20 protein-coding genes are annotated in these 23,419 nt (G+C 41.3%); 10 read left to right on the top strand and 10 right to left on the bottom strand.

The genetic code is table 11. From position 1 onward, the window contains the following. Positions 1 to 101: 101 nt before the first annotated feature. Complete coding sequence (gene gcvT, locus BV375_RS03075; protein WP_086757148.1) at positions 102 to 1,241, bottom strand: glycine cleavage system aminomethyltransferase GcvT; 1,140 nt, start codon at positions 1,239 to 1,241, stop codon at positions 102 to 104. Positions 1,242 to 1,395: 154 nt separating this feature from the next. Here gcvT and BV375_RS03070 point away from each other — a divergent pair, with 154 nt between their 5' ends. From BV375_RS03070 to BV375_RS03055, 4 genes are all read left to right on the top strand, one after another. Next, complete coding sequence (locus tag BV375_RS03070; RefSeq protein ID WP_086757146.1) at positions 1,396 to 1,890, top strand: pentapeptide repeat-containing protein; 495 nt, start codon at positions 1,396 to 1,398, stop codon at positions 1,888 to 1,890. A 449-nt stretch (positions 1,891 to 2,339) separates the two neighbouring features. Then, positions 2,340 to 2,624 (top strand): HU family DNA-binding protein, encoded by a 285-nt coding sequence (locus BV375_RS03065; protein WP_009457351.1) that lies wholly within the window; start codon positions 2,340 to 2,342, stop codon positions 2,622 to 2,624. 26 nt (positions 2,625 to 2,650) lie between these two features. Then, positions 2,651 to 3,724, top strand: coding sequence for a threonine-phosphate decarboxylase CobD (gene cobD / locus BV375_RS03060; protein WP_086757144.1), 1,074 nt, complete (start codon positions 2,651 to 2,653; stop codon positions 3,722 to 3,724). A gap of 110 nt (positions 3,725 to 3,834) precedes the next feature. Then, on the top strand, positions 3,835 to 5,304 hold the full coding sequence (locus BV375_RS03055) for an NAD(P)/FAD-dependent oxidoreductase (protein ID WP_086757142.1): 1,470 nt from the start codon (positions 3,835 to 3,837) through the stop codon (positions 5,302 to 5,304). 105 nt (positions 5,305 to 5,409) lie between these two features. Here BV375_RS03055 and BV375_RS03050 read toward each other — a convergent pair whose 3' ends face one another. Together BV375_RS03050 and BV375_RS03045 are read right to left on the bottom strand one after the other, a co-directional pair. Beyond that, on the bottom strand, positions 5,410 to 6,135 hold the full coding sequence (locus BV375_RS03050; RefSeq protein ID WP_086757140.1) for a phosphatidate cytidylyltransferase: 726 nt from the start codon (positions 6,133 to 6,135) through the stop codon (positions 5,410 to 5,412). 280 nt (positions 6,136 to 6,415) lie between these two features. Continuing rightward, positions 6,416 to 8,221: a DUF3685 domain-containing protein gene (locus tag BV375_RS03045; protein WP_086757138.1), complete on the bottom strand. Its 1,806-nt coding sequence runs from the start codon at positions 8,219 to 8,221 to the stop codon at positions 6,416 to 6,418. A 133-nt stretch (positions 8,222 to 8,354) separates the two neighbouring features. Here BV375_RS03045 and BV375_RS03040 point away from each other — a divergent pair, with 133 nt between their 5' ends. Further along, positions 8,355 to 11,342: a pentapeptide repeat-containing protein gene (locus BV375_RS03040; protein ID WP_086757136.1), complete on the top strand. Its 2,988-nt coding sequence runs from the start codon at positions 8,355 to 8,357 to the stop codon at positions 11,340 to 11,342. Positions 11,343 to 11,354: 12 nt separating this feature from the next. On the opposite strand, the gene BV375_RS03035 is transcribed toward BV375_RS03040, so the two are convergent. Continuing rightward, on the bottom strand, positions 11,355 to 11,801 hold the full coding sequence (locus BV375_RS03035; RefSeq protein WP_086690079.1) for a Fur family transcriptional regulator: 447 nt from the start codon (positions 11,799 to 11,801) through the stop codon (positions 11,355 to 11,357). 1,397 nt (positions 11,802 to 13,198) lie between these two features. Here BV375_RS03035 and BV375_RS03030 point away from each other — a divergent pair. Then, on the top strand, positions 13,199 to 13,669 hold the full coding sequence (locus BV375_RS03030) for a CRR6 family NdhI maturation factor (protein WP_086757134.1): 471 nt from the start codon (positions 13,199 to 13,201) through the stop codon (positions 13,667 to 13,669). Positions 13,670 to 13,754: 85 nt separating this feature from the next. On the opposite strand, the gene BV375_RS03025 is transcribed toward BV375_RS03030, so the two are convergent. Both BV375_RS03025 and BV375_RS03020 read right to left on the bottom strand, forming a co-directional pair. Then, on the bottom strand, positions 13,755 to 14,516 hold the full coding sequence (locus BV375_RS03025; protein WP_086757132.1) for a hypothetical protein: 762 nt from the start codon (positions 14,514 to 14,516) through the stop codon (positions 13,755 to 13,757). Positions 14,517 to 15,735: 1,219 nt separating this feature from the next. Then, positions 15,736 to 16,695 carry a glycosyltransferase family 9 protein gene (locus BV375_RS03020; protein WP_086757130.1) on the bottom strand — a complete coding sequence of 320 codons (960 nt, stop codon included), beginning with the start codon at positions 16,693 to 16,695 and terminating at the stop codon, positions 15,736 to 15,738. A gap of 69 nt (positions 16,696 to 16,764) precedes the next feature. Here BV375_RS03020 and ispD point away from each other — a divergent pair, with 69 nt between their 5' ends. The 3 genes from ispD (at position 16,765) to BV375_RS03005 (ending at position 18,852) form a co-directional block, all read left to right on the top strand. Continuing rightward, positions 16,765 to 17,448, top strand: coding sequence for a 2-C-methyl-D-erythritol 4-phosphate cytidylyltransferase (ispD, locus tag BV375_RS03015; protein WP_086757129.1), 684 nt, complete (start codon positions 16,765 to 16,767; stop codon positions 17,446 to 17,448). A gap of 176 nt (positions 17,449 to 17,624) precedes the next feature. Continuing rightward, complete coding sequence (gene scpB, locus BV375_RS03010) at positions 17,625 to 18,182, top strand: SMC-Scp complex subunit ScpB (protein ID WP_086757127.1); 558 nt, start codon at positions 17,625 to 17,627, stop codon at positions 18,180 to 18,182. A gap of 325 nt (positions 18,183 to 18,507) precedes the next feature. Then, entirely contained in the window at positions 18,508 to 18,852 is a 345-nt protein-coding gene (locus BV375_RS03005) for a DUF760 domain-containing protein (RefSeq protein WP_086757124.1), read from the top strand. Between the two features lie 52 nt (positions 18,853 to 18,904). Here BV375_RS03005 and BV375_RS03000 read toward each other — a convergent pair whose 3' ends face one another. Further along, a complete protein-coding gene (locus BV375_RS03000; RefSeq protein WP_086757121.1) occupies positions 18,905 to 20,113 on the bottom strand; it encodes an HhoA/HhoB/HtrA family serine endopeptidase in 1,209 nt (402 codons plus the stop codon). A 238-nt stretch (positions 20,114 to 20,351) separates the two neighbouring features. Between BV375_RS03000 and BV375_RS02995 the strand changes: the two genes are divergently transcribed. Then, on the top strand, positions 20,352 to 21,233 hold the full coding sequence (locus tag BV375_RS02995) for a M23 family metallopeptidase (protein WP_086757118.1): 882 nt from the start codon (positions 20,352 to 20,354) through the stop codon (positions 21,231 to 21,233). Positions 21,234 to 21,318: 85 nt separating this feature from the next. Here the strand turns inward: BV375_RS02995 and BV375_RS02990 are convergent, their stop codons facing one another. Genes BV375_RS02990 through BV375_RS02980 form a run of 3 tightly spaced genes read right to left on the bottom strand, consistent with a single transcriptional unit; the run spans position 21,319 to position 22,899 of the window. After that, positions 21,319 to 22,344 carry a cysteine hydrolase family protein gene (locus BV375_RS02990; protein ID WP_086757115.1) on the bottom strand — a complete coding sequence of 342 codons (1,026 nt, stop codon included), beginning with the start codon at positions 22,342 to 22,344 and terminating at the stop codon, positions 21,319 to 21,321. Positions 22,345 to 22,399: 55 nt separating this feature from the next. Next, positions 22,400 to 22,678 (bottom strand): type II toxin-antitoxin system YoeB family toxin, encoded by a 279-nt coding sequence (locus BV375_RS02985; RefSeq protein ID WP_086757112.1) that lies wholly within the window; start codon positions 22,676 to 22,678, stop codon positions 22,400 to 22,402. Next, positions 22,675 to 22,899, bottom strand: a complete 225-nt coding sequence (locus tag BV375_RS02980) for a hypothetical protein (protein ID WP_243713829.1) — start codon at positions 22,897 to 22,899, stop codon at positions 22,675 to 22,677. Before BV375_RS02980 ends, BV375_RS02985 begins: the two co-directional genes overlap by 4 nt. Between the last annotated feature and the right edge of the window lie 520 nt (positions 22,900 to 23,419).

Here is a 23,419-nt window from a genome sequence, read left to right as displayed (position 1 = left end):
TTCGTTTTCACCCTCCAGCTTTAAACACGGAGGCTCTCAACGATGTATTTAGTAGATTAATTCACTCACAACACATCATTCCTCAAAAACCTTAGCAGTTATTAATTAGTAACGCGATTTTTTGAACGATAAAATGGTCTTTTAACCACAGATGTTGGGTAAGCTTTACCGCGAATTTCCACTTCTAGTTGCTGACCGACAGCAGCTAGCTGGGAAGGGACGTAAGCTAAGGCAATGGGATAACCGAGGGTAGGTGAGAGTGTACCGCTGGTAACTTCCCCTACTACTTTACCTGAAGATAATACTTGGTAACCATGACGGGCGATATTCCTGCCTGGCATTTGTAAACCTATCAACCGACGCTGCAATCCGGCTGCTTTTTGCTGTTCCAAAACTGCACGACCAATAAAATCGCCTTTGGTATCTAAGTGAACTAGCCATCCCAAACCGGCTTCTAAGGGGGTGGTGCTGTCATCGATATCTTGCCCGTAAAGTGCCATTGCTGCTTCTAGCCTCAGGGTATCTCTAGCACCTAGACCGCAGGGAACCACACCAGCATCATAAAGACGTTGCCACAATTCTCTGCCCACTTCTGGATCGACCATGACTTCAAATCCATCTTCGCCGGTGTAACCTGTACGGGCGAGGAAGCCTGTTTTTCCTAGTATTGGTGCTTGGAGATGACCAAAGGCTTTAATTGGGCTTAAATCTGCTTCTACAAAAGGCTGGAGATAGTTAATGGCTTTTGGCCCTTGTACAGCAATTAAAACTTTGTCTGGTGATATGTCTTGAAATTCCACTGCATTCAGGTCAAGGTATTGCAATAGCCAAGCTTTATCTTTACCTGTAGTTGCCGCATTGACAATAATCGCTGCCTTTTGTTTCCCAGTGGAGTCTTCACCTTGGTAATAAACAATAATGTCGTCAATAATTCCGCCCTGAGGATTTAGCAATACTGTGTATTGCGCTTGACCAGGTTTTAAGCGGTTTAAGTCTGAGGGAACTAAAACCTGAAGTTGAGAAATCAGGTTTTGACCTTGGAGAGTAAATTTACCCATGTGGGAAATATCGAACATTCCTGCTGCATTTCTTACAGCTTCATGTTCGCGGCTAATGCCACTAAACTGCACTGGCATTTCCCAACCACCAAAGCTAGTGAGGCGTGCTCTGAGTTCCACACCCAATTGATATAAAGGAGTCCGCGCCAAAGATTGGGCGATTTCTGATTCTTGATTAGCCACAGCTATTTTTGCTTTTGCGATCGCACTTTAACATTTATCTATCCTACGAGATGGCTAGAAAAGGATGAAGGCTAAAAATTTCATACTTCATCCTTCAGTGCAGTGAGGTTTAATAATTAATGGCACAAGTGTTGAGATTTATTAAGCAAAAATTATGAAATATTGGCAACTACTAGCTAGCTTTGTCTTAGCTATGGTTCTTTTTTTGTTTCCCCTATCAGCGCAAGCTGCAAGTTCTTCTAGTATTACCCGTTCTGCTGGCGACGAACTCAAAGGTAAGGATTACTCTGGTCAAAATCTCATTGGGACTGAGTTTACCAACGTCAATTTAGATAACGCTAACTTTACCAATGCTGACTTACGTGGCGGCGTGTTTAACGGTACAGTTTTGCAGGGAGTCAATCTGCATGGTGCCGATTTTAGTAATGGTATCGCCTATTTGGCAAAGTTTAGGGGTGCTGATTTAAGCGGTGCAATTTTAACAGATGCAATGATGTTACGTTCCACTTTTGATGATGTTGACATCACAGGTGCAGACTTTACAAATGCAGTCTTAGATGGGCCACAGGTTAAGAAACTTTGCGCTCAAGCCAGCGGCGTTAATCCTAAAACTGGTGTGGATACTCGCGAGTCTTTAGGTTGTAAGTAAAAAATTGCAAAGGCAGAGGGCAGAAGGCAGGAGGCAGAAGGGAAATACAAGACAAAACTTCTTCCTTATCTCCCTTGTGCCCCTCATCCCCCTAATCTTTCCCTACTCCCCCTGCTCTTTGCTCCCTTCCTCAAACCCCCCTGTTCCCCCCACAACAAGGGTTTTTACTAAGTATTTTTTCCTACTAATGGGGTGGTTTCGAGGGAAACAATCACCCCTAAAACACAAAAAATCCTGAAATCTATATAAATTAATGGTTTCATATATCCACATCAGGCTACAACACCTTAGAATGATTCATTGAAAAGTCGAGCCGATGGGATTTGCAGCCATTTTGAGTAAAAATGCTCCCAAAGGATGACTTTTGTATTCCTACAAACAGAGATTTCCGTAAGGATGCATCAGGGTGCATCTGTAGCGAATCTCAAGTAAACCTCAAGGAGTTTGACATGAACAAAGGTGAATTGGTTGATGCTGTAGCTGAAAAGGCTAGTGTTACCAAAAAGCAAGCAGACGCAGTTCTAACTGCTGCTTTAGAAACGATCATTGAAGCTGTCTCCTCTGGCGATAAGGTAACGCTGGTAGGATTTGGTTCGTTTGAATCACGGGAACGTAAAGCTCGTGAAGGTCGTAACCCCAAAACCAATGAAAAGATGGAAATTCCTGCTACCAAGGTTCCTGCTTTCTCTGCTGGGAAGTTGTTTAGAGAAAAGGTTGCACCCCCAAAATCATAGGTTCTGCCTCTAGGAACCTTTTTTTGATGCGGCAAAGAGCACATGGGGGCAATTTAGCTTGGGCAGCAGCACTAGCTGGCTGTCCCCCTGCTGCTATTCTGGATTTTTCTGCCAGTATTAGCCCATTGGGACCGCCAAATAGCGCGATCGCAGCTATTCAATCCCAAATTGGTAATCTTAGGCACTATCCAGATCCTAATTACAGTGAACTGAGGTTCGCTCTCAGTCACTTCCATCAACTGCCGTCTGAGTGGATTCTGCCGGGCAATGGCTCAGCAGAATTACTTACTTTAGTTGGTCGAGAATTAGCGCAATTAGCCGCAACAGTTGTAATGACTCCAGCGTTTGGCGACTACTACCGGACTCTCGCGGCGTATAACGCTCAATTACTGGAGTTTCCTGTTGATTTGGGATTTGAAGGTGATTTGTCATTAATCGTTGACAAAGCAGAAAACCTCAAAGACATTGGACTTTTGCTGAACAACCCTCATAACCCAACAGGAAAGCTTTGTTTACGGGAATCAATTCTCCCCTACCTGGAGCAGTTTGCCTTGGTAGTGGTAGATGAAGCGTTTATGGACTTTTTGCCTCCCGATGAGGAACAAAGTCTGATTGCGCTGGTACAGGAATATGACAATTTAGTAGTGTTGCGATCGCTCACAAAATTTTACAGTCTGCCTGGGCTGAGGCTGGGATATGCGATCGCTCATCCCGACCGCCTATCTAGGTGGCAGTTATGGCGTGACCCCTGGCCTGTCAATACGTTGGCGGCGGCGGCGGCGATTGCTGCAATCCAGGATAAGGAATTTCAAGAGCAAACCTGGTTATGGCTACCATCTGCAAGAACTCAACTCCTTCAGGGGTTGGCTGCAATTCCAGGATTAAAACCAAAAAACAGCGCTGCTAATTTTTTACTGATAGAGTCAAAACAGTCTATTTTGCAGTTGCAGCAGCAGTTACTAAAGGATCACCAAATTTTAATTCGCGATTGCCTGAGTTTTAAAGAACTAGGCGATCGCTTTTTCCGGGTTGCTGTACGTACTCAAGTCGATAACCAACGCTTACTCACAGCGTTACACTCAGTGATAAGTGCTGAGTGATGAGTGCTGAGTTCTGTGTCAGTTGTTAGTGGCCAGTTATTTTTGATTTCAATTGGCCACTAACTAATAACTTAATGACTAATAAGTAATGACCAATGACTAAGTAAATAATGACTAATGACTACGATATTGTGATTATTGGTGGCAGTCTTGCTGGACGTTACGCAGCCTTAGCGGCTACTCAACTTAGAGCTAAAGTTGCCTTGGTGGAACCCAAAATTAACTATGAGTTTCTGTATCACCACGCTATTAGCGAAATCGGCAACCTAGCGCACCATCTGCATGATGCAGTTGGTCTGAGTATTCATCCCTCACAGGTTGATAATCCAGAAAAATCACCAATATCTGTGGTATTGCCAGAGGCGATGCTATATGCTCAAGGCGTTGTCTCCAATGTGGAAGCACAGCATTCTGCCGCTAACCTAGCCGCCTTAGGAGTGGATGTCATTTTTGACAATGGTCAATTTCAATCTTCGCCCCATCTAGCATTTGCCGTTAGCGAACGTTTACTTAAGTCCCGTACCTATTTGCTAGCCAGTGGTTCACGTCCAGCAATTCCAGAGATTGATGGATTGTCAGCCACTGGCTACCTTACCCTATCTAACATTTGGCAATTCCTGTACGGGCGGGGCAAATCCATGCCAACACTACCTAAAAATTGGGTGATTCTTGGTGGTGTCCCTCAAAGCATTGAAATAGCTCAAACCTTGGCGCGGTTAGGTTGCGATGTGACACTCGTCGTTAAGCGTTCCCAGATTTTGGCTGATATTGATCCTGAAATATCCCAGTTACTTCAAGCACAGTTGGAGATAGAAGGTGTGCGTGTTATCACGCAAACACCAGTAACTCAGGTCATGCGAATTGAAGATAAAAAGTGGATTCAAGCAGGAGATAAAGCCATTGAAACTGATGAAATTTTAGTGGCAACTGGACAGCGGCCTAACGTTGAATCTTTAAATTTAGCAGCAGTAGACGTGAAATGGTATCGGCGTCATCTAGTAGTGAATCATAAACTACAAACCACCAATCCTCGTATTTATGCTTGTGGTGACGTTATTGGTGGCTATGACTTTACCAACGTCGCTAATTATGAAGCGAGAATAGCGTTAAACAATGCCCTATTTTTTCCGAGGTTACGAGTTAATTATCGGTGCATTCCTTTAGCGATATTTTCTCAGCCAATGTTAGGGCAAGTAGGTCTCACAGAGAAAAAGGCAAAACGCCGATACAATCATCAAGAAATTATAGTAGTAAAGCAGTATTTTAAAACAGTAGCAGCCGCCCAAATTCGCAGTGAAAATACAGGTATTTGTAAATTAATTTTGTTACGCAATGGCGAAATTTTAGGAGCCGAGATATTTGGCGCAGCATCTGGGGAGTTAATTAATTTGATTGCTTTGGCAATGTCCCAAAACATTAAAATTCAGCAGCTAGAAAACTTATCGCCTGTCTATCCTAGTTTTTCAGAAATTTTAGAACAATGTGTAAGAGAGTGGCACAAGCAAAAGTTAAATAGCAACATTGCTTGGCAAGAATTTCTGGAAAGTTTCTTCCAGTTCCGCCGCGATTGGAATATATGAAAATCTAATTATATAGCGTTTCTCGGTCTACCATATCCGGGTTTTGGTGGGCAATGCCTACAGATACTACTGAACCGTATTGATATATAAACATTTAATTACGAATTACGAATTATTAATTAAAACCCATACTACTCCTGCTGTCACTAGCGGAACGCTGAGGTTATCTGTACCATGAGGCGAAACTCCCTCAGCCAGCGTTGCCAAAGCACCACTAACAACAGCCGCCAACATTGCTCTATCAACACCATAAGATACTGCTAAAGGACTGAGCGATGAACCAGGTAGTAACAGTAACACGAAAAAAATGGCTGTCGTACTTGCTAGAAACATTGCTGATGAACCTTCCCAGGAACGAACAGAATTTCCTACCTGGTATTTATGTTTACCGAAACGTCTACCAATTAATGCCGCCAGTGCATCTCCCCAAGTCATGGCCATAACTCCAGCTACAGCAATAGGTACACTATCTACTGGGCCAGATGGTCGCCACAGCAACCCAAACAGCAGTGTTACAGAAATTGCAAAATAGACCGTACCTGGTGAACTGTCATCGGTATCCATTGCAGCGATAACTCGGTAACGGTAGAGCAAGTAGTTGACAGCAATAAAGCTAGCAAAAGGCACAATGCCAATTTCCCAGTGCTTAAAAAGCAGAAGTACGCCAAATACCCACATTCCTGCACCAACATGGATAATCTTACGAGTCAGGTTTGGCTTGACATGAAATAGCCGACCTAGCCCTTCACCAAATATCAGTAAACCAATGGCATAAACATAGGATGCTGCCAATCCAATAAAATCGCTATAGCCGATCCAGTCATTACTCATTGCCTAATGCCTTGATTTTATTTTGATTCAGTTGAAATCAATCAACAAAACACTTGATTACTTTCTCAAAATTGTATATTGCTTACTCAAAATGCCTTATTGCTTTCTCATTAAGGCATAATGCTTTCTCATTTTGGTGTTTTCCGCAAGTAAACAGGTAAATTGCCTTATCAATATAATTGAATGCTTCCTTATTCAATAAATTTACATGTTCATGACCGAATAGTGGTTTCAGGGTATAAAGATGTAGAGTGTAAGAAGAAGGGATGTAATAGCATCTCTATTCCCTGCTCCCTGTTCCCTTATTGTTCTTACGTTTCAGATTTTTTTCTGTTAACGAAACACTCCCAATTCCTTGGAGAATCCCGCGGCCAATTAAACCCAGACCACGACCGATGACTTGGGTGAGAATGAAAACAATCCCACTCCCAAAAATAGCTAATAGTGATTGTATTCGCGGTGCGATCGCATCGCGGAATTCTAGGAGTAAAGTCACTACCAGCGGTAGATTCGATAGTTGTGTTAACTCCTGAGCGCGAGGAGCATAAATTGACGTTTTAGCAATTCCACGAGGTGCAAAGACAAATATTTCATAACGGCTTTCAAAAATTGCCTTTGGCTCATTTATATAATTATTTAAACGGTATTTCCAAGATAAATTATTTCTAAAGCGTTCAATTTCCCTAGTTGAAATCAAACTCCGATCGTAATAACCTTGCTTAATCATTTCTAAATCTGCTAAGGAATTAAGTAGCGGCTGAACTACTCCATTCGCTAGCTGAATCAACAAGTTTTCTAAAATCATTAGTGCTTGTGACTGAGCTTCTGAGCTACCTGCTGGGTAAGAGGTGTTATCAACTTGCAAATCTGTTTGAAATAATAAATGTACAAACAACTCTATAATTAAAGGAATTTTATTAAGAATTTCTGTTTGGACTATTTGAAAATTTTGTAGTAATAATCTGACAATTTCTATTTGGCTATCGCCTACTTGTAACCGCGAAAATTTTCCGAAAAAATCTGTAACTGTCACTTGCCATAAATCATGTAATATTGGATTTTTTAAATCATATAAATGATTAATTGGAATTTGAGCAACCCGCAGTTCATCTAATTGTTGAGCCAGCTTTTGCAGAATTAGATAAAGCAATTCTCGCTTTTTATCTTCGCGCAAGATGTCAATTTCTAAAGGGATATCTGTGACATTTTCTAGAGGATATTGCAACTTAGTAATACAAGCTGCAAATAAATTAGATTGCAATGACCTTGGGCTAAGTAAAGGTGGTGAATTTTGTAGCTGTTGTAAGTCTGACGTGGCAATGGCAGTACTTGGGGAAGGAATTGTCGGTGGTAGTAATTCTACAAAAGCTGGCATAAATTGCTGCTGTTCTTGATGCCTTTCTTGTGGTAAAGCCAACATTCGATTTAGTAGCCAACGCGCTGCTAAGAGTTCTCGTTGCCGTCCAGCGAGAATTGCCCTATCCATTACTGGTAGTCCAGGCAGTTGCAATTGTGCCATTACTGAGCGGAGGGTGGCTTCAATGTAAGTAATTCCTGACAAACGCAAATTATTTCTTAGCCTAGCGAAGGGGAGTCTTGATTCTTGAGTCCTGAGAGCTGAGTCTTGAGCTTTGAGTGTTGAGTTCTGAGTGCTTATCTCCCCAAACCAAGCGGAACCACCTTGAGCTACTTCTTGCATAGCTGCAACCAATTCAGAAACTGAAGTTCCTTTGGGGCAGTAACCATCTATCCCAGCCACTCTTGCTGCTAAAAGTAGCCCTGGTTCTGTAACGGAACTGAGGAGCAGTACGGGCAGATGGGGGTATAAAGCTTTCAGTTGCCCGCAGAGTTGTAATCCTTGCTGTTGCAGCTTGGGGGAACGATTATTTCCTAATTCCAAAACCACTAAATTGATTTGATTAGGGTCTTGTTTGGCTAGTTCTGCTAAAACTTGTAAAGCAGCAGTATCTGTTTCTACCTCTGCTACTATGAGCAAATTAGGAATTTCTGCCAATGCTACCCGCAGTCCTAAGCGGAAAATCGGGTCTTGGTCAACTAACAATAATCGTAGAGGGCGATCGCTCATAGTTTGCTCAAAAACAGAAACCCTGTTCTTCCCCAGCTAGAAAAAAACTTTGATACTCTTCATTGTGACTTCTTTGCGCAACCTGAAAAATGGAGCATAATTGCCATAGACAGCCATTAACCTATGTAATTAAATGAACCTTCATATTCGGCATTGGTTAGCGGAAAACTGTATCGAAATACACAGTCTTAGTGGATTGTCAGTGGGGCAAATGGCAGGTGTTGCCTACCGTCTTATTCAGGACATGGAAGTTAAAAGCCTGATGCCATTTGATATTTGTACCCTAACAGAGGTATTTGAACTACCTCTAAAAGCTATTTGGCAAGAAATTACCGTTATTGCTCATTTGACTGAAAATCTACTGCGTTATCTCAGCCAAAAAAAACCCTTAAAACGTAATGAGGGTACATGGCTAGTATTTCAAATTGCCTATCTTCATGGTTTGCAACAAGTTCTAGATCAAGAAATCAGCCTGCAAAAACCTTGGTTAGATCGAGCAATTATTAATAATCAGGGTGCAACACAAAAAGCAGAATCTCTCCTCCAAAGCGCTCACCTGCATGAGTTGTTGAAAACTCTCAATCCAGGAAAACTAACTGACACTCAAGCAGAACAAGCACTTTCTTTGGTAGCAGACTCATTTTTGGTACAACAAATCAATAGTGTGGCTATAGGTTGGTTTGTTGCTAATGGTGCAGAGGAGGTTGAGGCGAAACTATTAACTCAGCGTTTGGCACACGCACTTCCTGGTTATTTACTGAAAGTTATTGCGGAGAATCCTGCGCCCCTAGCCCAACTACAAAAATTTGTCCGTTTAGGAAATTCCTTCCCATCCAATTCTGTCATCCTCGAAGCTGAAATAGTAGAAAGCTCTCCCAGCCCTACAATAGATGACAAAATTGATGCTTATAGAGAAAGTTACCGAGTTGATTTACTTCAAAGCCTCGGTCAACCGTTATTTATGGAATCCTTTGCTCTCAAGGATATCTATGTTCCCCTTAAAGGTTTGCCAATAGAGGAGGAAAGTAGTTTTGAGCAAGGTCAAAAAATTGGCTCTTCTATTGATTTACAAGCATGGGCGCAGCAGCAACTAGCTGATTTAGAAACTATTGCGGTAATTGAATCGGAACTTGGTTATGGTAAAACTAGTTTCTGCCAAATCTGGGCAGCAAAGGTAGCATGGGAACTTTACCCTACCTGGATGCCGATTCTCATTCGGCTGCGAGACATAATATACGGTCAAAGTTTAGTAGCAACCCTCAATTCAGTTTTTCCCCGGGATTTCCGGCTAAATTTTGCTAACTGGTTAAAGCAAGATCATCCTCGGTGTCTTTTGCTGCTTGATGGTTTAGATGAACTACCGCCAACAAAGCAGGGTAATAGGGCAAAAGAGCTTTTTATTCAAGAGTTGCTGAACTTGCAGTTGCAAGGACGACATAAGATTTTGTTGACGAGTCGGACAGAAACTTTACAGCAAATTGCTCCTGCATTACCGCAGCAATTGAAAAGAATTACCATCCAACCCTTGGATGTGGAGGATTTAAGATACTGGTTTCAGCAATGGACAACAGTACAATCTTTGCCCGTAGCTCAAAACTACTTTACGTTTTTAAAACAGGCAGGATTATTTCTCAGGAAATCAAAGTTACCACAACTCTCAGCCTTAGTCCGCCAACCTCTGATGCTGTATTTGTTAGGTGTGCTACACCGTGACGGATTGTTGGACGAGGAAATATTACAATTAGCTGCTAACACCCAACAAGGTACAAGCGCACCTCTGTTATGGGAAATTTACCATCGCCTCAATCGATGGTTATTGGGCTATCCACTAACAAGCGGTACAAAAACAATGCTACTGCGGTCTGGGTCGGCGCATATCCACCGTACACCAGAAGCGATCGCCAATTTACTCTCTAATCGCCATCCCCAAGATTTACTTGAACAAATGCAGGCGATCGCTCTCCAGATTTTACATAGCGATCGCCCAAAAATAAATTTATCTAAAGAATTACCTATTCAGACTCTACCGACTTTTTATTTTAGAACTCAGCACCCACTCAGTACTGAATTCACTCACCCTAATTTAGGGGAATACCTTTGTGCTGAAGCTATTGCTACCCAATTAAAAATCCTCACTCAGCGTCAAGAACCCGCTGATAGTAGATCTACATTCATTCTTGACTCTCCCTCTATTGTTGCCCAGCACCTTTACAACTTACTCGGTTACGGTATTCTCACTCAGGAAATAGAAGCACTCGCGATCGAAGGATTGCGCCGTCAGCAAAAGTGGCAGTTTTCCTTTGAAGTGTTGTTTCAACGTCTTGAGTCTTTCTGGCGTGACTATTGTCAAGGTCGTTGGTTAGAGGAAGGTATAGCACACAAAGCTTTAACTTATTTCCAGGCTCTGCAAAACCCTATCAATATCGAGCAGGTGAATGCAGTGGTAGGACTCAATGTATTTTTATTACTTTGTGCTTGCGATCGCCTAGCTAAAGTCTCTTTTTCACCTTGTGGAAATCATAAAAATTTAGCAGAATTTAATCCCCAAGCGCTGTTCATGCTAATTGGGAGAACAGGCGTTTTATCCATAAATGCTTTTGCAAAACGAGTCAGATCCCAATCCCTGGCTGGTATCAACTTATCAGGAGCATTTTTGTTACACGTGATGTTAGCTAGGGTAAATCTGAGACAAACTAATTTCGTGGAAGCAGCATTGATGGGTGCGAATTTAGCTGGTGCAAACCTTATAGACGCAAATCTAGCAAGTGCAAACCTCATCGGTGCGAATTTAAGTGGTGCAAACCTGACTGGCGCAAACCTCACAAGTGCAAACCTGACAGGCGCAAACCTGACTGGCGCAAACCTCACAAGTGCAAACTTCACCTACACCTGTTTATGTGATTCTCTTGTGTCGGAAGTGCAGAAAGAATATGCAATGTTAAATGGTGCTATTTTCTCTTTAGAAGAGTTTCAACGCTTGAAACGGTTCGTGTCAGAGAACTCTCCCCTAAGTAGCTTTAATTCTGCGGCAAACACAGATATTTATGGGGAAAATATTCTTAATATCGGGTTAATTGGAAGCCAAGAAGATGAACCGACTGTGCCTGTAGATTTACCTTAATTGTTTTTGCAATCAGCTTTCTTGCGCATGGCGGTAACCATAAAAATTAATACTGTAATCAGTAATCCGTACTCCTGTTTGCTGTTCAACTTGGCGGATAAATTCTTCTGGTAGTTCTATATGAACGTCGAGAATTTGATTGGTATCAACACAGTTGACATGACTATGAGAATCACTGATGTTACCGTATAAACGCCCGTCACAGCGTTCAATACACTCAATGATACCTTGACTAGATAATGCTTCTAAATTTTGATAGACAGAAGTATGACCGATATCTTTACCTTGCTGGTTCAAGCGATCGTAAATCTCTCTAGCAGAAAGATGTTCATTTGCTTGCCAAAGCAGTTCTAGAATAAAGCGACGCTGACGGCTGACACGCATTCCTAACAGTTGACACTGCTCAAGAGCATCTTCTAAAGAACGAATTGGTTTTGTAGTTATTGCTTGTTTTTGCATATTTTTAAGTTTGTTAATTGTTGAGGCAATTTTCCCAATTTTAGATTAATTGATTATTCTTACTTATATGTGAGGATATTACTACTATTAGCCCCAACCTGCGTTATTGCTTGCGATCACTGCGGGAATTACAGGTTAAGGTAAAGATTTTTTTGTTGAGGTCGTTTTGCTACTTCTTAATCTAAAACAAACTCATTACAACTTTAGCTTAAATTAGTTGGTAATGTCCACCTCAAAGCAGGTGTGTTCCATGTCCGAATGAAGCGGCTATTATCCAGTTACTTAAGTTGGGAATCCTTTCAGATGTAGTTGATGGGAAGTTACTGCATTGGGCAGATCTGCTGTGCTGAACTGACAGTCTTACCTCATCATTGCAATAACTTCTCAAGGTTTTCCTCATGTAATCTACCTTTTTCCCTTACTTGCATATCAGTTCGGTTGGCTAAAGGAAGCAAATATTGTGTTTAATAAATTACACATAAAATGATATAAATACTGTAAGTTAGAGTAGCAATTTATTTCCAACACCTGCAAAACGGAAAACCAATTAATTTATTAAGTAAACCTTAAGTAAATAATTTAGCGAGCGTTTGCTGCTCCGGACTAATTTCAAATTTTTTTAATATTTTGCAAAATCGGAAATTTACACAAAAAAATCTGAATATCTACTAATTTTTCTTTGCTTATTTTCCCCTGCTAGCCATTTGTAGTTACTTATCCGTCCAGATGTATAATTCATTCTCCGAATTTAATTAATCTAGAAAAAGAAAATAAGATTTTCTATCTAGCATCATCAAGCAAAAATCGTAATGGAATTAACACGGAAATCATTGCCAAAACCAGGGAAAATTCAGCATATTCACGTATTAACATACCGTCCGCAAATTTACATAATGTCTAACAGGGAAATACAGAAAGCTGAAAATTAAATTGATATTTATTAGAGCCAAATAAGATTTAGTTCAGTTTCAGTATTTACTGTGTAATTTTTACGGAGTAGGTAACTAGAGCAAACAAATTTACAAAGGATAAGTATATACAAAGCACAGAGTTTATACCTTTAGGTATGAACTATGAATGCATAAATGTTAATGGCATACGCTATAAGGGAAATACAAAGCGAAGGTGGCAAGATGCCATTCTTAGCCGTAGACTACCTAACTTTTCAACAGGAGGTCTAGAGGTGAAATGAATGCCAATAACTTTTAAGCAAATGAATTTCCTTTAAATTTCGGCAAATAGACAAAGACGTTATAGGGCGCGATTAATATCGCGTCTTTAATTTTGCCCGTTAGCAAGGAAGCAAATTCCGGGCAAATCTAGCGTCGCTTCCTGAAAGCTGCTACTGTGAATTGTCAAGCCTAGAGTTGAGCATAAAGAAAGTGGCTGCTGAGTCAATGACAATCACAATCGCAATCAATACTGACTCCATTAACAATCTGGATCTGTCGCCCGCCTCAACGGTGATTGAGAAATTGCACGAGGAAGCGATCGCATCCCACGAACAGCAACTGCGCTTTGATATCAAGTATGACCTAGAACCAGGGGACCCAAGGGAACTCTCAGAGGTTCCTGAAGTGCGGCTGTGGTTTGTCCGTCTAGATGCCAAATATCCTTGGCTACCATTTTTATTAGATTGGAAAGCTGGAGAATTTGCTCGTTATACTGCCATGCTTGTACCGCACCAGTTTAGTGCTAAAGAAGGCATTCAATTTAATCCTGAAGCCTTAGAAATATTTTTGATGCAAAAAATCTTTATTTTAAGTGATTGGCTAAAACAGCAGGGGCTACCTACTCAATCACGACTAAAATCTCTGGCACAAATACTAGGTTACGAATTAGATGACGCTTTCTTTGAAACTTTTTAAGTATTTCATGAGTAATGGAAATATTTAAAACTAGGTCATTTTAATTTTCCATTACTCCAAACCAATCTCATAAGTATTTTTGATATTACTTAAGGCGGCATATCAAGCTTAATGCGGTATTAAAAGCAAATTCCACTGCTTTCGATTTACTGGGTAAAGCAGCCTGCCATATACGATAATCGTTATATGCAATAATTAAGTTAGCTATATCATCAATTTGAATTTTATTGAGCACATCATATTGGGCAGATTCAAAATCTTTTGCTGTACCATTTTTGACTAAAATCTCTCGTGCTACTTGAATAAATCCATCTAAAGTTGCTTGCATATATTTTTTGCCCACATCTTCTGCAAACACAGATGAAGTTTTGAATGCTTTTACTTCCTCAAGCAGCAGATCGGCAATTTCTCTTCCTAATTGATTATTCCAATCATCAGGAAGCTGAATATCTAAATATTCGCATTCGTTATCTTTATATTTAAGATATTCATCAATATTTACAGCGACTTGAGGCAGCCGAAAACCAGCTAATAGTAGTTGCAAAGAATTTGTATTTTTATTACTAAAGGCATCACGGAATATTATTTCTTTGCCTTCTAGACATTCATATACAAGATAAGTCCAAATACCTGGCTCACAAGCTTCGTCTTTTTTCGCTTGATAGAAAGTTATAGTTCCGTCTGCTTCACACTCATAATAAGCATTATGAACATCGGCAAATTCGCAGCGATGTAAGCACTGGAAGTGTAAAATTCTTTTGAAAATTGCAGTTATATGATGAGGCTGGCTTTCAATCTGAATGAAACGCTTGGGACTGCTAAGAAAGCCATGCAATCGAATCGCCATTTATTTTTCCTTTTGATAGATCAACATAACTCACGGCAAATGCACCTGCCTAAAGACAATAGGCTAACTAAGAAATACTAATCGGGGGGTTAGATTCACTTATAGGCTGAACAAATTCGGTGATTTTAATAACATGCGATCGCCCAAAAGCCGAGTCTCCTCAGTCATTAAGCCTGAGGTTGTTAGTTTTTGTTTTAACTTAAATCTTTGACTGTGGTTAATTGATTTTCTAACAGCCTTACAAATTCCTTGTTTAAAGCAAATGTACCTCCAGGTTCAAAAGTTTGAGTAAAGTACAGATCATTGGAGCAATCCAAGTTGTATTTTTCCCAAAACTTTGGCGAAACTAACGATTTTTCGCAAAATAAATCTACTTTTTCTAAAAACTTTTTTCAGTAAATAAACTTAAATCCGCTAAGTAGCGGATTTAATAGTACAAAGGCGTAAGTTGTTTTGGCTGAGAGTTTTCTATATTTTGATCTCATAGTGAGATTGGCAGCCCAATGCATTCAGTAAAAAAGCGTTCAAGTCTAGTTTGTCGCTTATCCTGGCTGCACGGGTTTATGAAGATATATTAATACCAATTTGAAAAATGATTGCGACATATGGAAATCTGAAACGCTTATCCAATAGATGTTTCACAATCACGCCACTTGCTACAACGCGGCGGCACTTCCTACCCTGCGGGAAGCCACCCTCCGGGTGTCTACAAGTCGGCGGAGCCGCCCAACGGAGTGCCTTGGGAACCCGCGCAACGCAGTGGCTCCAAAATCTGTCTTGAAAAATTTGCTCAAGTCGGGAAACCCTTTCGGCAATTGCTCATGGGGGACTCGGGGTCCCCTCTGGGGATTGGGGGCGAACCCCCAAGACCGCATTGCCTCACCACGCAACGCCAGTTGCTTTAAGCCGGGAAACCCGTAAGGGCGCACTGGCTCAACTTTTCGCAAAGTCTAAAATCCAAAATGGTATAAGTAGGGGAACTCACCTACAAGGGTAGCTTCCCCTACTCAGAAACCGCAGAAGATTCGTAGGGTTTGGTTCTGTAGGCTTACAGAACAGTGCAAAAGCTCATAATAAATGCCTTTTGTCTGTAACCTTTTGCGTGGCTGCCGATTTATACCTTTTCTCTAAAATCTGGCTACAAATGAATCTTGCTGTCTTCCCGTCTCCGCGTCCCCGCGTCATTCATCATCTGTTGTCTACTTTTAGAGAATTGTTATTAGCCACCCCAGATTTTCTCTAAAACTACTTTGGGTGAAATATCTGCCAATTTACCTGTAGGAGATTTGATCGCCAAGAATTTCTCGCTGTTGGGCAATAACTGCGCTGGCTCTGTGGCTCCAAATAAGGCAATGGTATAAGTTTGAACTGCAACGCTAACTTGCAGGGCGACACTGTTAGTAGTCAAGATCAAACTTGCACCGCCAACGATCGCAGCCAACTTGCCGATATTATCTGGGGAAGTCACCTTAATATTTGGACAGGACTCCAAAAGCGATCGCACAATCTGTTCATCCTCAGGTTCTTGAACGAGTACTACAGGCAAATCTGGCTGCTTTTGTTGAAAGTCTTGAATAATTTGCCGCCAGTTTTTCGCAGGATAAATTTTATCTAAACCTTTAGCTAGGGATGATTGGCTAGAGCCAGGATAAATTAAGACATAACCTGTTTCATCGACTCCTAAGCGCTTTTGTTCCTTCTGTGCCCACTCAATATCTGGTTTTGGCACATTCACTGCTAATTCTGGGCAAGGGGAGTTAATGCCCAACTGTTGCAGCAAATCATGGTACACCGCTGCCAAATACTGGGAAGGTTTAAAAGCTATAGTTTGAGTGAGAAACACTGCTCCTTTACCTTGATAGCCAACGCGTGTGGGAATTCCCGTCAACCAGAGCAAAAGACCTACTAACCAGCTTTGTCCAACAGCAATGGCGACATCGTATTCGCGATCGCGAATCATGCCCACCAAATTACCCCAATCTGCCAAACTGTTACGATCTTTGTAATCAAAGGTCAGTACCTCGTTAATTGACTTGCTGACCCGGTAGGCAGCCTTTGACCGGGGTTCCACTATGACATCGATCTGAGCCTTTGGGTAATTAAGCTTCAGGTCGTCTAAAGTCGGAAACAAAAGAATTTGGTCGCCAATTCCGCCAGGTACAAGGGCTACTACTCGCATAATATTTATTGACGCTTACTCGCTCCCTATTTTAGGGGAAAATATATAGCCAAAAGATTGAAGAATTCTGTGTATTTACTAATTCCAGCTGCGGGTATAGGACGAAGAATGGGGAGTGACCGCAATAAACTCCTACTAACAGTGCGATCGCAACCAATTATTACTTGGACGCTCAAAGCCGCAGAAGCGGCAAATAGCATCAGTTGGATTGGGATTATTTCCCAACCTACTGACTGGGATGACTTAAGGGCAATTCTGGATAACTTAAAGCTGACTAAACCAGTGGAATTAATTCGTGGTGGCTCCACTAGGCAAGAATCTGTTTACAATGGCTTGCAGGCGCTGCCAACCGCCGCCGAGCAAGTTTTGATTCACGATGGCGCTAGATGCCTAGCCACACCAGATTTACTCAATTCCTGTGCGCAAGCCATTCGCCACTGTTCAGGTTTGATTGCCGCGGTACCCGTCAAAGACACGATCAAAGTCGTTGATGAACATGGCATAATCCAAAGTACGCCTGACCGAAGCCAATTATGGGCTGCCCAAACTCCTCAAGGATTTGATGTGAAATTATTGAAACAGTGTCACGCCGAAGGTGTGCGTCAAGGTTGGGAAGTAACTGACGATGCGGCTTTGTTTGAAAAGTGTGGTATCGAAGTCCGAATTGTCCAAGGTGAGGAGACAAATCTCAAAGTTACAACTCCCCAAGATTTAGCGATCGCAGAATTTATCCTCAAAAGCAGAGGTTTGTAACCTAAAAATCGGCGAGGGACGAGCCACAAAGGAAACTAGCAAGGTTCAATCAACCTTGACGTATTTAAATAAATATGATAATATCCCACACACTTGGAACTCGTCTTTCGTCAGGTGTCAGTTGTCAAATACAGATGACTAATGACTAATGACTAATGACTAATGACTAACGATTCATGAATACAGCCACAGCGACGAAGATAGAAGCAATTCTCTATTTAAAGGGTAAGCCCTTGTCGCTCGGTGAAATCGCCGAGTATGCCGCGTGCGATCGCGCTACGGTTGAGGAAGGCATCATTGAACTAATTGACGACTATGCCCGCCGAGATAGCGCCCTAGAAGTCGTAGAGACACCAAATGGTTATAGTTTGCAACTGCGGTCTGATTTTCACGACTTAGTGCAAACACTAATCCCTGTAGAATTAGGTTTAGGTGCATTGCGGACTTTAGCCGCGATCGCCCTCAATAGCCCCATACTCCAAAGCGACTTGATTAACCTGCGGGGTTCGGGAGTGTATCAACACGTTCCCGAACTTGTAGAACTCGGTTTTGTGAGAAAACGCCGAGACAGTGACTCTCGATCTTACTCGCTACAAGTAACACCGAAATTTCATCAGTATTTTCAAATCGAGCAGCTTCCTCAGATATTAGCTACAAATCAAAAAGAACAACAACTAGAGCTGGATTTAGAACTTAACGCCGAAGCAACAGCAGAAGAAATTGTGGGGTTGTAAGCTATTTTTTTTATAAAAAAAATAGCATTCGTACTTATAAAGTAAACAAAAGCCTTTCAACCCCGCTCAAGTCATGAGATCGTTACCTGACTACACAATCAAGCAAAGCTCTGCTAGCAGTGCTACTGAAGTATTTACTAAAATCAACACCAAGGCTAGCCAGTAAAGTTGAGCCTAAAAATCCTGATAAATGAGACTTTCTCTACTGTAAATCAGGTAGCAGCCTTCCCCAGGATAGAGTTCATGCCTTATACCAGTGGGGAATGCATTACCCTTGTACTATGGTTTAGAGTAGAATCAGCAACTAAGCTACAAAACACTGCCAATGGAGTTTAATCCTGACTTTCTCAATGACAACTCTGAAGAACAAGCCAACCAGCTTCTAAACGACTACTTTGAGGAAAATCCCAATCAGTTGCTCAAATATCTACAGCACCAGTCGCCTGAAGTTTTAGCTCGCGTTGCCCAGTCCGTAAGCCCTGAAATTAAGCAAATTATTTCGCAAAACGTCCAAGGGCTGGTGGGAATGCTGCCTCCAGAAAATTTCAACGTGCAAATCACAACGGATAGGGAAAATCTAGCGGGTCTTTTGGCTTCAGCGATGATGACGGGCTATTTCCTGCGCCAGATGGAACAGAGAATGCAGTTAGATCATTTATCGAGTCAATAGTCAATTCCTACCCAAAATTTTGGGGCATAGGTTCATTACTTACAACGATGAACTACTTCTTCGGAGGATAAGCCCCTGATTGCACTTTGAATATTTGGGTTTTGCTGTTGCGGCTGACTTCGATTTCTAATATGTCTCCAACTGAACTAGACTCTACTAGCCTCTGTACTTGGGCTGAGGTTTTGACTGGCTTGCGGTTAATTTTTTGAATCACGTCTCCGGGAAGCAGTCCTGCCCGTTTTGCTGGCGAATTGTCCAGGATACCCTTAATCACAACACCAGCATCCTGCTGGATATTGAGCTGATTTTCTTGATTAATCTGCTGTTTTTTAGCTGGAGAAAGATCTGTCATTTCCACGCCCAGAAAAGGATGTTCTACACGCCCTTTGGTAAATAGTTCATTTGCAATTCGAGCAGCAGTTTCAATGGGGATCGCAAACCCAAGACCTTGAGCATCAGCACGAATAGCAGTATTTACACCAATAACTTCGCCTTGGGCGTTTAACAAAGGTCCGCCAGAGTTACCGGGGTTAATTGCAGCATCAGTTTGGATAAAGCTAACTCGCTTTTCTGGAACGCCAACTTGAGCGCTAGTGCGATCGGTAGCGCTGATAATGCCAATAGTGACAGTATTATCTAAACCCAAAGGATTACCAATAGCGATCGCCCACTGACCGGGAATTAAGTTTTGCGAATTGCCCAGCTTTACCGTAGGCAATTTGTTCGCTGGAATTTTAACTACTGCCACATCTGTGATAGCATCCACTCCTAAAACCTTTCCCTCAAAAGTCCGACCATCCTTAAGGGTTACTTGTACTGTGTCTGTATCTGCGACCACATGAGCATTAGTTAGTAATTCTCCATTAGCGCTTAATATGAATCCTGACCCTGTACCGCGTTCAATTCGCTCTTCTGGAATTGGTTGCTCATCTTCACCGAAGAACCGACGCAGTAGAGGGTTTTTTAACGCGTCAGAGATTGGATTTGCTACTTTGCGGGTGGCATTAATTCGCACTACAGCCGGGCCGACTTTTTGCACAGCAGTAGCAATAAAATTCACATTATCGCCCCCAGTCGCGCCAACAGGGCCACTCACCGGATTGGAAGCTACGGATTCTGGAGGCAAAGCAGCTGTAACATTTTTTAGTTCCTGAAATGAATAACGTTTTGGCAGGAGATAGCGACTACCTAACCAACCTGCACCGCCACCAATTATCAGTAAAGATATATAGACGGCCAGTTGCTTTAAAGATAACTTCATAATAATTCCGCTTTAATGACAGCAATGCAGTTGCTAATTTCTAAGTTTAGTCAAGCAAACAGCAAGTGGACAGATCAATTTGACAGAACAGTCAAGAAAAACTGAAAAAGATTAAGTAATTCTTCTTTCTCTTCATAGCGCTTAAGCATACTTAGAGGGAACTACTAGCCCCCAGTCCGCTTCTACTCTCCAATACCCAATTTAAAATCTAGAATTAACGCTCTCTTTACTGGTACACATGACTCGTCCCTACCGTCTAGTGTTTATCTGTGGTTTAGTCAGCGCTTTGGGGCTAGGATTCATACTCCCAGACTTACAAAGTGCCAATGCTGCTGTAGAGAGTTGCCCGACTCCTCCTGCCCTATCTCGTTTCCAGCGCCATATAGTTGCTCGTGGCGAAACGCTAGAGAGTATAGCGCAACTCTATAATCTCAATCCTGCAACTATTATTAGCATGAATCCTGCTGTGAAAAACGGCACAGTGACTGTTGGCAGCGAACTTCAGATTCCTCCCTACAATGGAATTGTTGTAGAAGTGCCCCAGGGTCAAACGTGGCGACAAGTAGCAGCCAAGTATAAAGTTCGTGCTGATGCAATGTTTGAAGTGAATGGCTGTCAGCAAAACCCCAGAGTTGTGTTTGTTCCTGGGGTAAATGGCTTACCAAATCGTCCTTTAGCTGCGTCTCGCACCCCAACTCCATCGACTACTCAAATCAGTGGCTATCCTTTGCCAGCAGTTACAACTGTAGGCTTACCTTATGGCTGGCAAATTCATCCCACCACAGGTGAAGTCTTCTTTCATAGTGGGGTAGATTTGCTAGCAGCTGTAGGCACACCTGTGCAAGCGATCGCACCTGGAACTGTAGCCTTTGCCAGCGAACAAGGTACTTATGGCAAGTTAGTCATCATCAATCACGGTGGTGGGCTCCAAACCCGCTACGCCCATCTTGACAGTATCAAGGTGAGTGTTGGTCAGCAAGTGAAAAAAGGAGATTTGCTGGGAACAGTCGGCACTACTGGACAACCTGCTGCCAAACAATCACATCTTCATTTTGAAGTCCGTTCTACCTCATCTCTGGGTTGGGCTGCCCAAGATCCAAAGAGTTATCTCACCAAATAAGACTTATTTTAAAACGCAGAGTTTCGCAGAACAATCTCTGTGTTCCTCTGCGAAAACTTTGCGTTCCTCTGCGTTAAAAAAATGATTAGATAAAATCGGTAGATTTTATAATATGCATTCCTGCTGCTGCGAATCTGGCAAAGGCTGCATCTGCCTGTTCTGTGTAGTCAACAACGCCAGGAACAACAACAGCAGAGGTACAATCTTCTAACAGATAAACTTTTTTAGCCAAGTTGGCATCTATCTGTTTAATTTCTGTTAATAAATCGTCAATTGTCCAAGCTACACAATGACTTTTAGCTTGACCGCCAATAATTACAGCATCAAACTCTAAAAGTTGCTGAATTAAACGCGTGTTTTTTTGAGCAAGTGGATTTTGATCAAAACCTATTAATACCTCTGGGCGTAATACAGAATAATTCTCGGTTAAGGGATTATCACCTTTAATTTCAAATTGTGTTAAACTCTGGCGCGCAATGCAGTGGAAAAATATTGCTTCTTCTACTGATGAAACTAAAGCATGACCAATCCCGCCTAACATTGAATGGTAAGGCCAAACAGTGAGAGGGTATTTCCCGTCTTGACTTAGTTGCTTAACGTAATGATAAGCATGTTTTTCCAATAATTCATAATCGCCCTTAGTAATACTATTAGCAACTGCTGGGTTAACTTTCCAGATTCCTTGTTCTAGATCTGTTGGGGTAATGCTTGTAGCTGCTGGTGTCGGGTGCTCTCCAGCGGCATTTATCCAAAAAATAGGATGAAAAATTTGCATTGCTGTGTGAGTATCCATCGTTGGCGCAATTGTTGTAATTACTCCTAAATTACGATAAATAAATTCACACAAACGCTGATTATCTTCTACTGCACCCGTGCCAGATTTTCCACCTACAAATAATTCAAATCCAGGAATACAGAAAGTATTTTGGACATCAATTAAAAGTAAACAAATACGGCGTTTATCAAAAGCTGCTGGTTGAATATTGAGTTTTTGTGCCCATGCTTCAGCTGCCAATGCATGTTCTTGATAGGGGACGCGCCAGACTTCGCCCACTTTTTCCAAGTTGAAGTGTGGGGGAATTGGGAGTTGAGTTGTAGTTTGATTATTCATATAAAGTCAGTCCTTTATTTTTTAAATTAGTTCTTCAAATTCAATTTTGATTTATTTAAATTTCACGATAATCTAGAGTCAATAATAATATTTCTTCCTCTCCTAACTCTGGATTAACAACAAACTTAAATAAAATCCTAGTATTATAATTAATCGAGCATGACCATCTCCCTAATAAATCATCTTTTAGTTTATGACTACCTAAACTTTGTTGAAATGGATCTTCAACTATTTGCTCCAAGATTTCCTCAAGTTGAAATCGAAATTCAGGATTTTTATTAACAACATATTTAAAAGTACGAACAAATGTTTTACTCCAAACTAAATTTTTCACTCATCCAACTCCGCAATTAAATCTGCAATTGAACCACGCCGAACATTACCTTGAGCGTAATCATTCTCTGCTTGGGCAATTTGTTTTAATAAATTATCTCGTCTTTGCTTTTTAAGACGCTTTTGAATGATATCTACAAGCATAGCTTGAGCTTCAGGATCTAGTGCTTCTACCGCTTCTAAAGCTTTTTGGAATATTAATGTTTGTTCTAGCATAGGCATCAGACAATTTAGTAACAGATATAATAGCTTGATTGTGAGGGCGATCGCCTCTCATTCCTGTTACCCGTACATATTCTCAATAGTATATTTGTATTAATAAAATCCAGATTTAGCGATCGCCCTGATGAACCGGGATGAATTACTCAAACTTTACACAGCAAGCGAAAGAGATTTTTCTAGTGTTGACCTCAGCGATTTCAAACTAGATAGTATTGAGTTAATAAGTTGAAGAAATTTTTCAGCATTTGGACAAAGATAAAGAAGAGATAGTTAATTTTATGAAAGAATATAATTACTCTATATTAGATGACATAGATATTGATATTTTAATTATTAATGATGATAAAGAATAATTTATTCCTTTATTTCAGCCTTACCGATGGAGTTGGTTAATTATATACTCCTGAAATACCGTAGTAATCAAAGCCGCTCCTTGATGCATCTAATCGAGAAAAAGTATGAAAGCTGATTTCATAAAATAATTGGCGATAATGATAGCATTTGTCACTCAGTAACAGCG

The organism is Nostoc sp. 106C (genome assembly GCF_002154725.1).
In the GTDB taxonomy this organism is placed as follows: Bacteria; Cyanobacteriota; Cyanobacteriia; order Cyanobacteriales; family Nostocaceae; genus Aulosira.
Note: the sequence above shows the minus strand (reverse complement) of the source record. Positions and strands in the feature narration are given on the sequence as shown.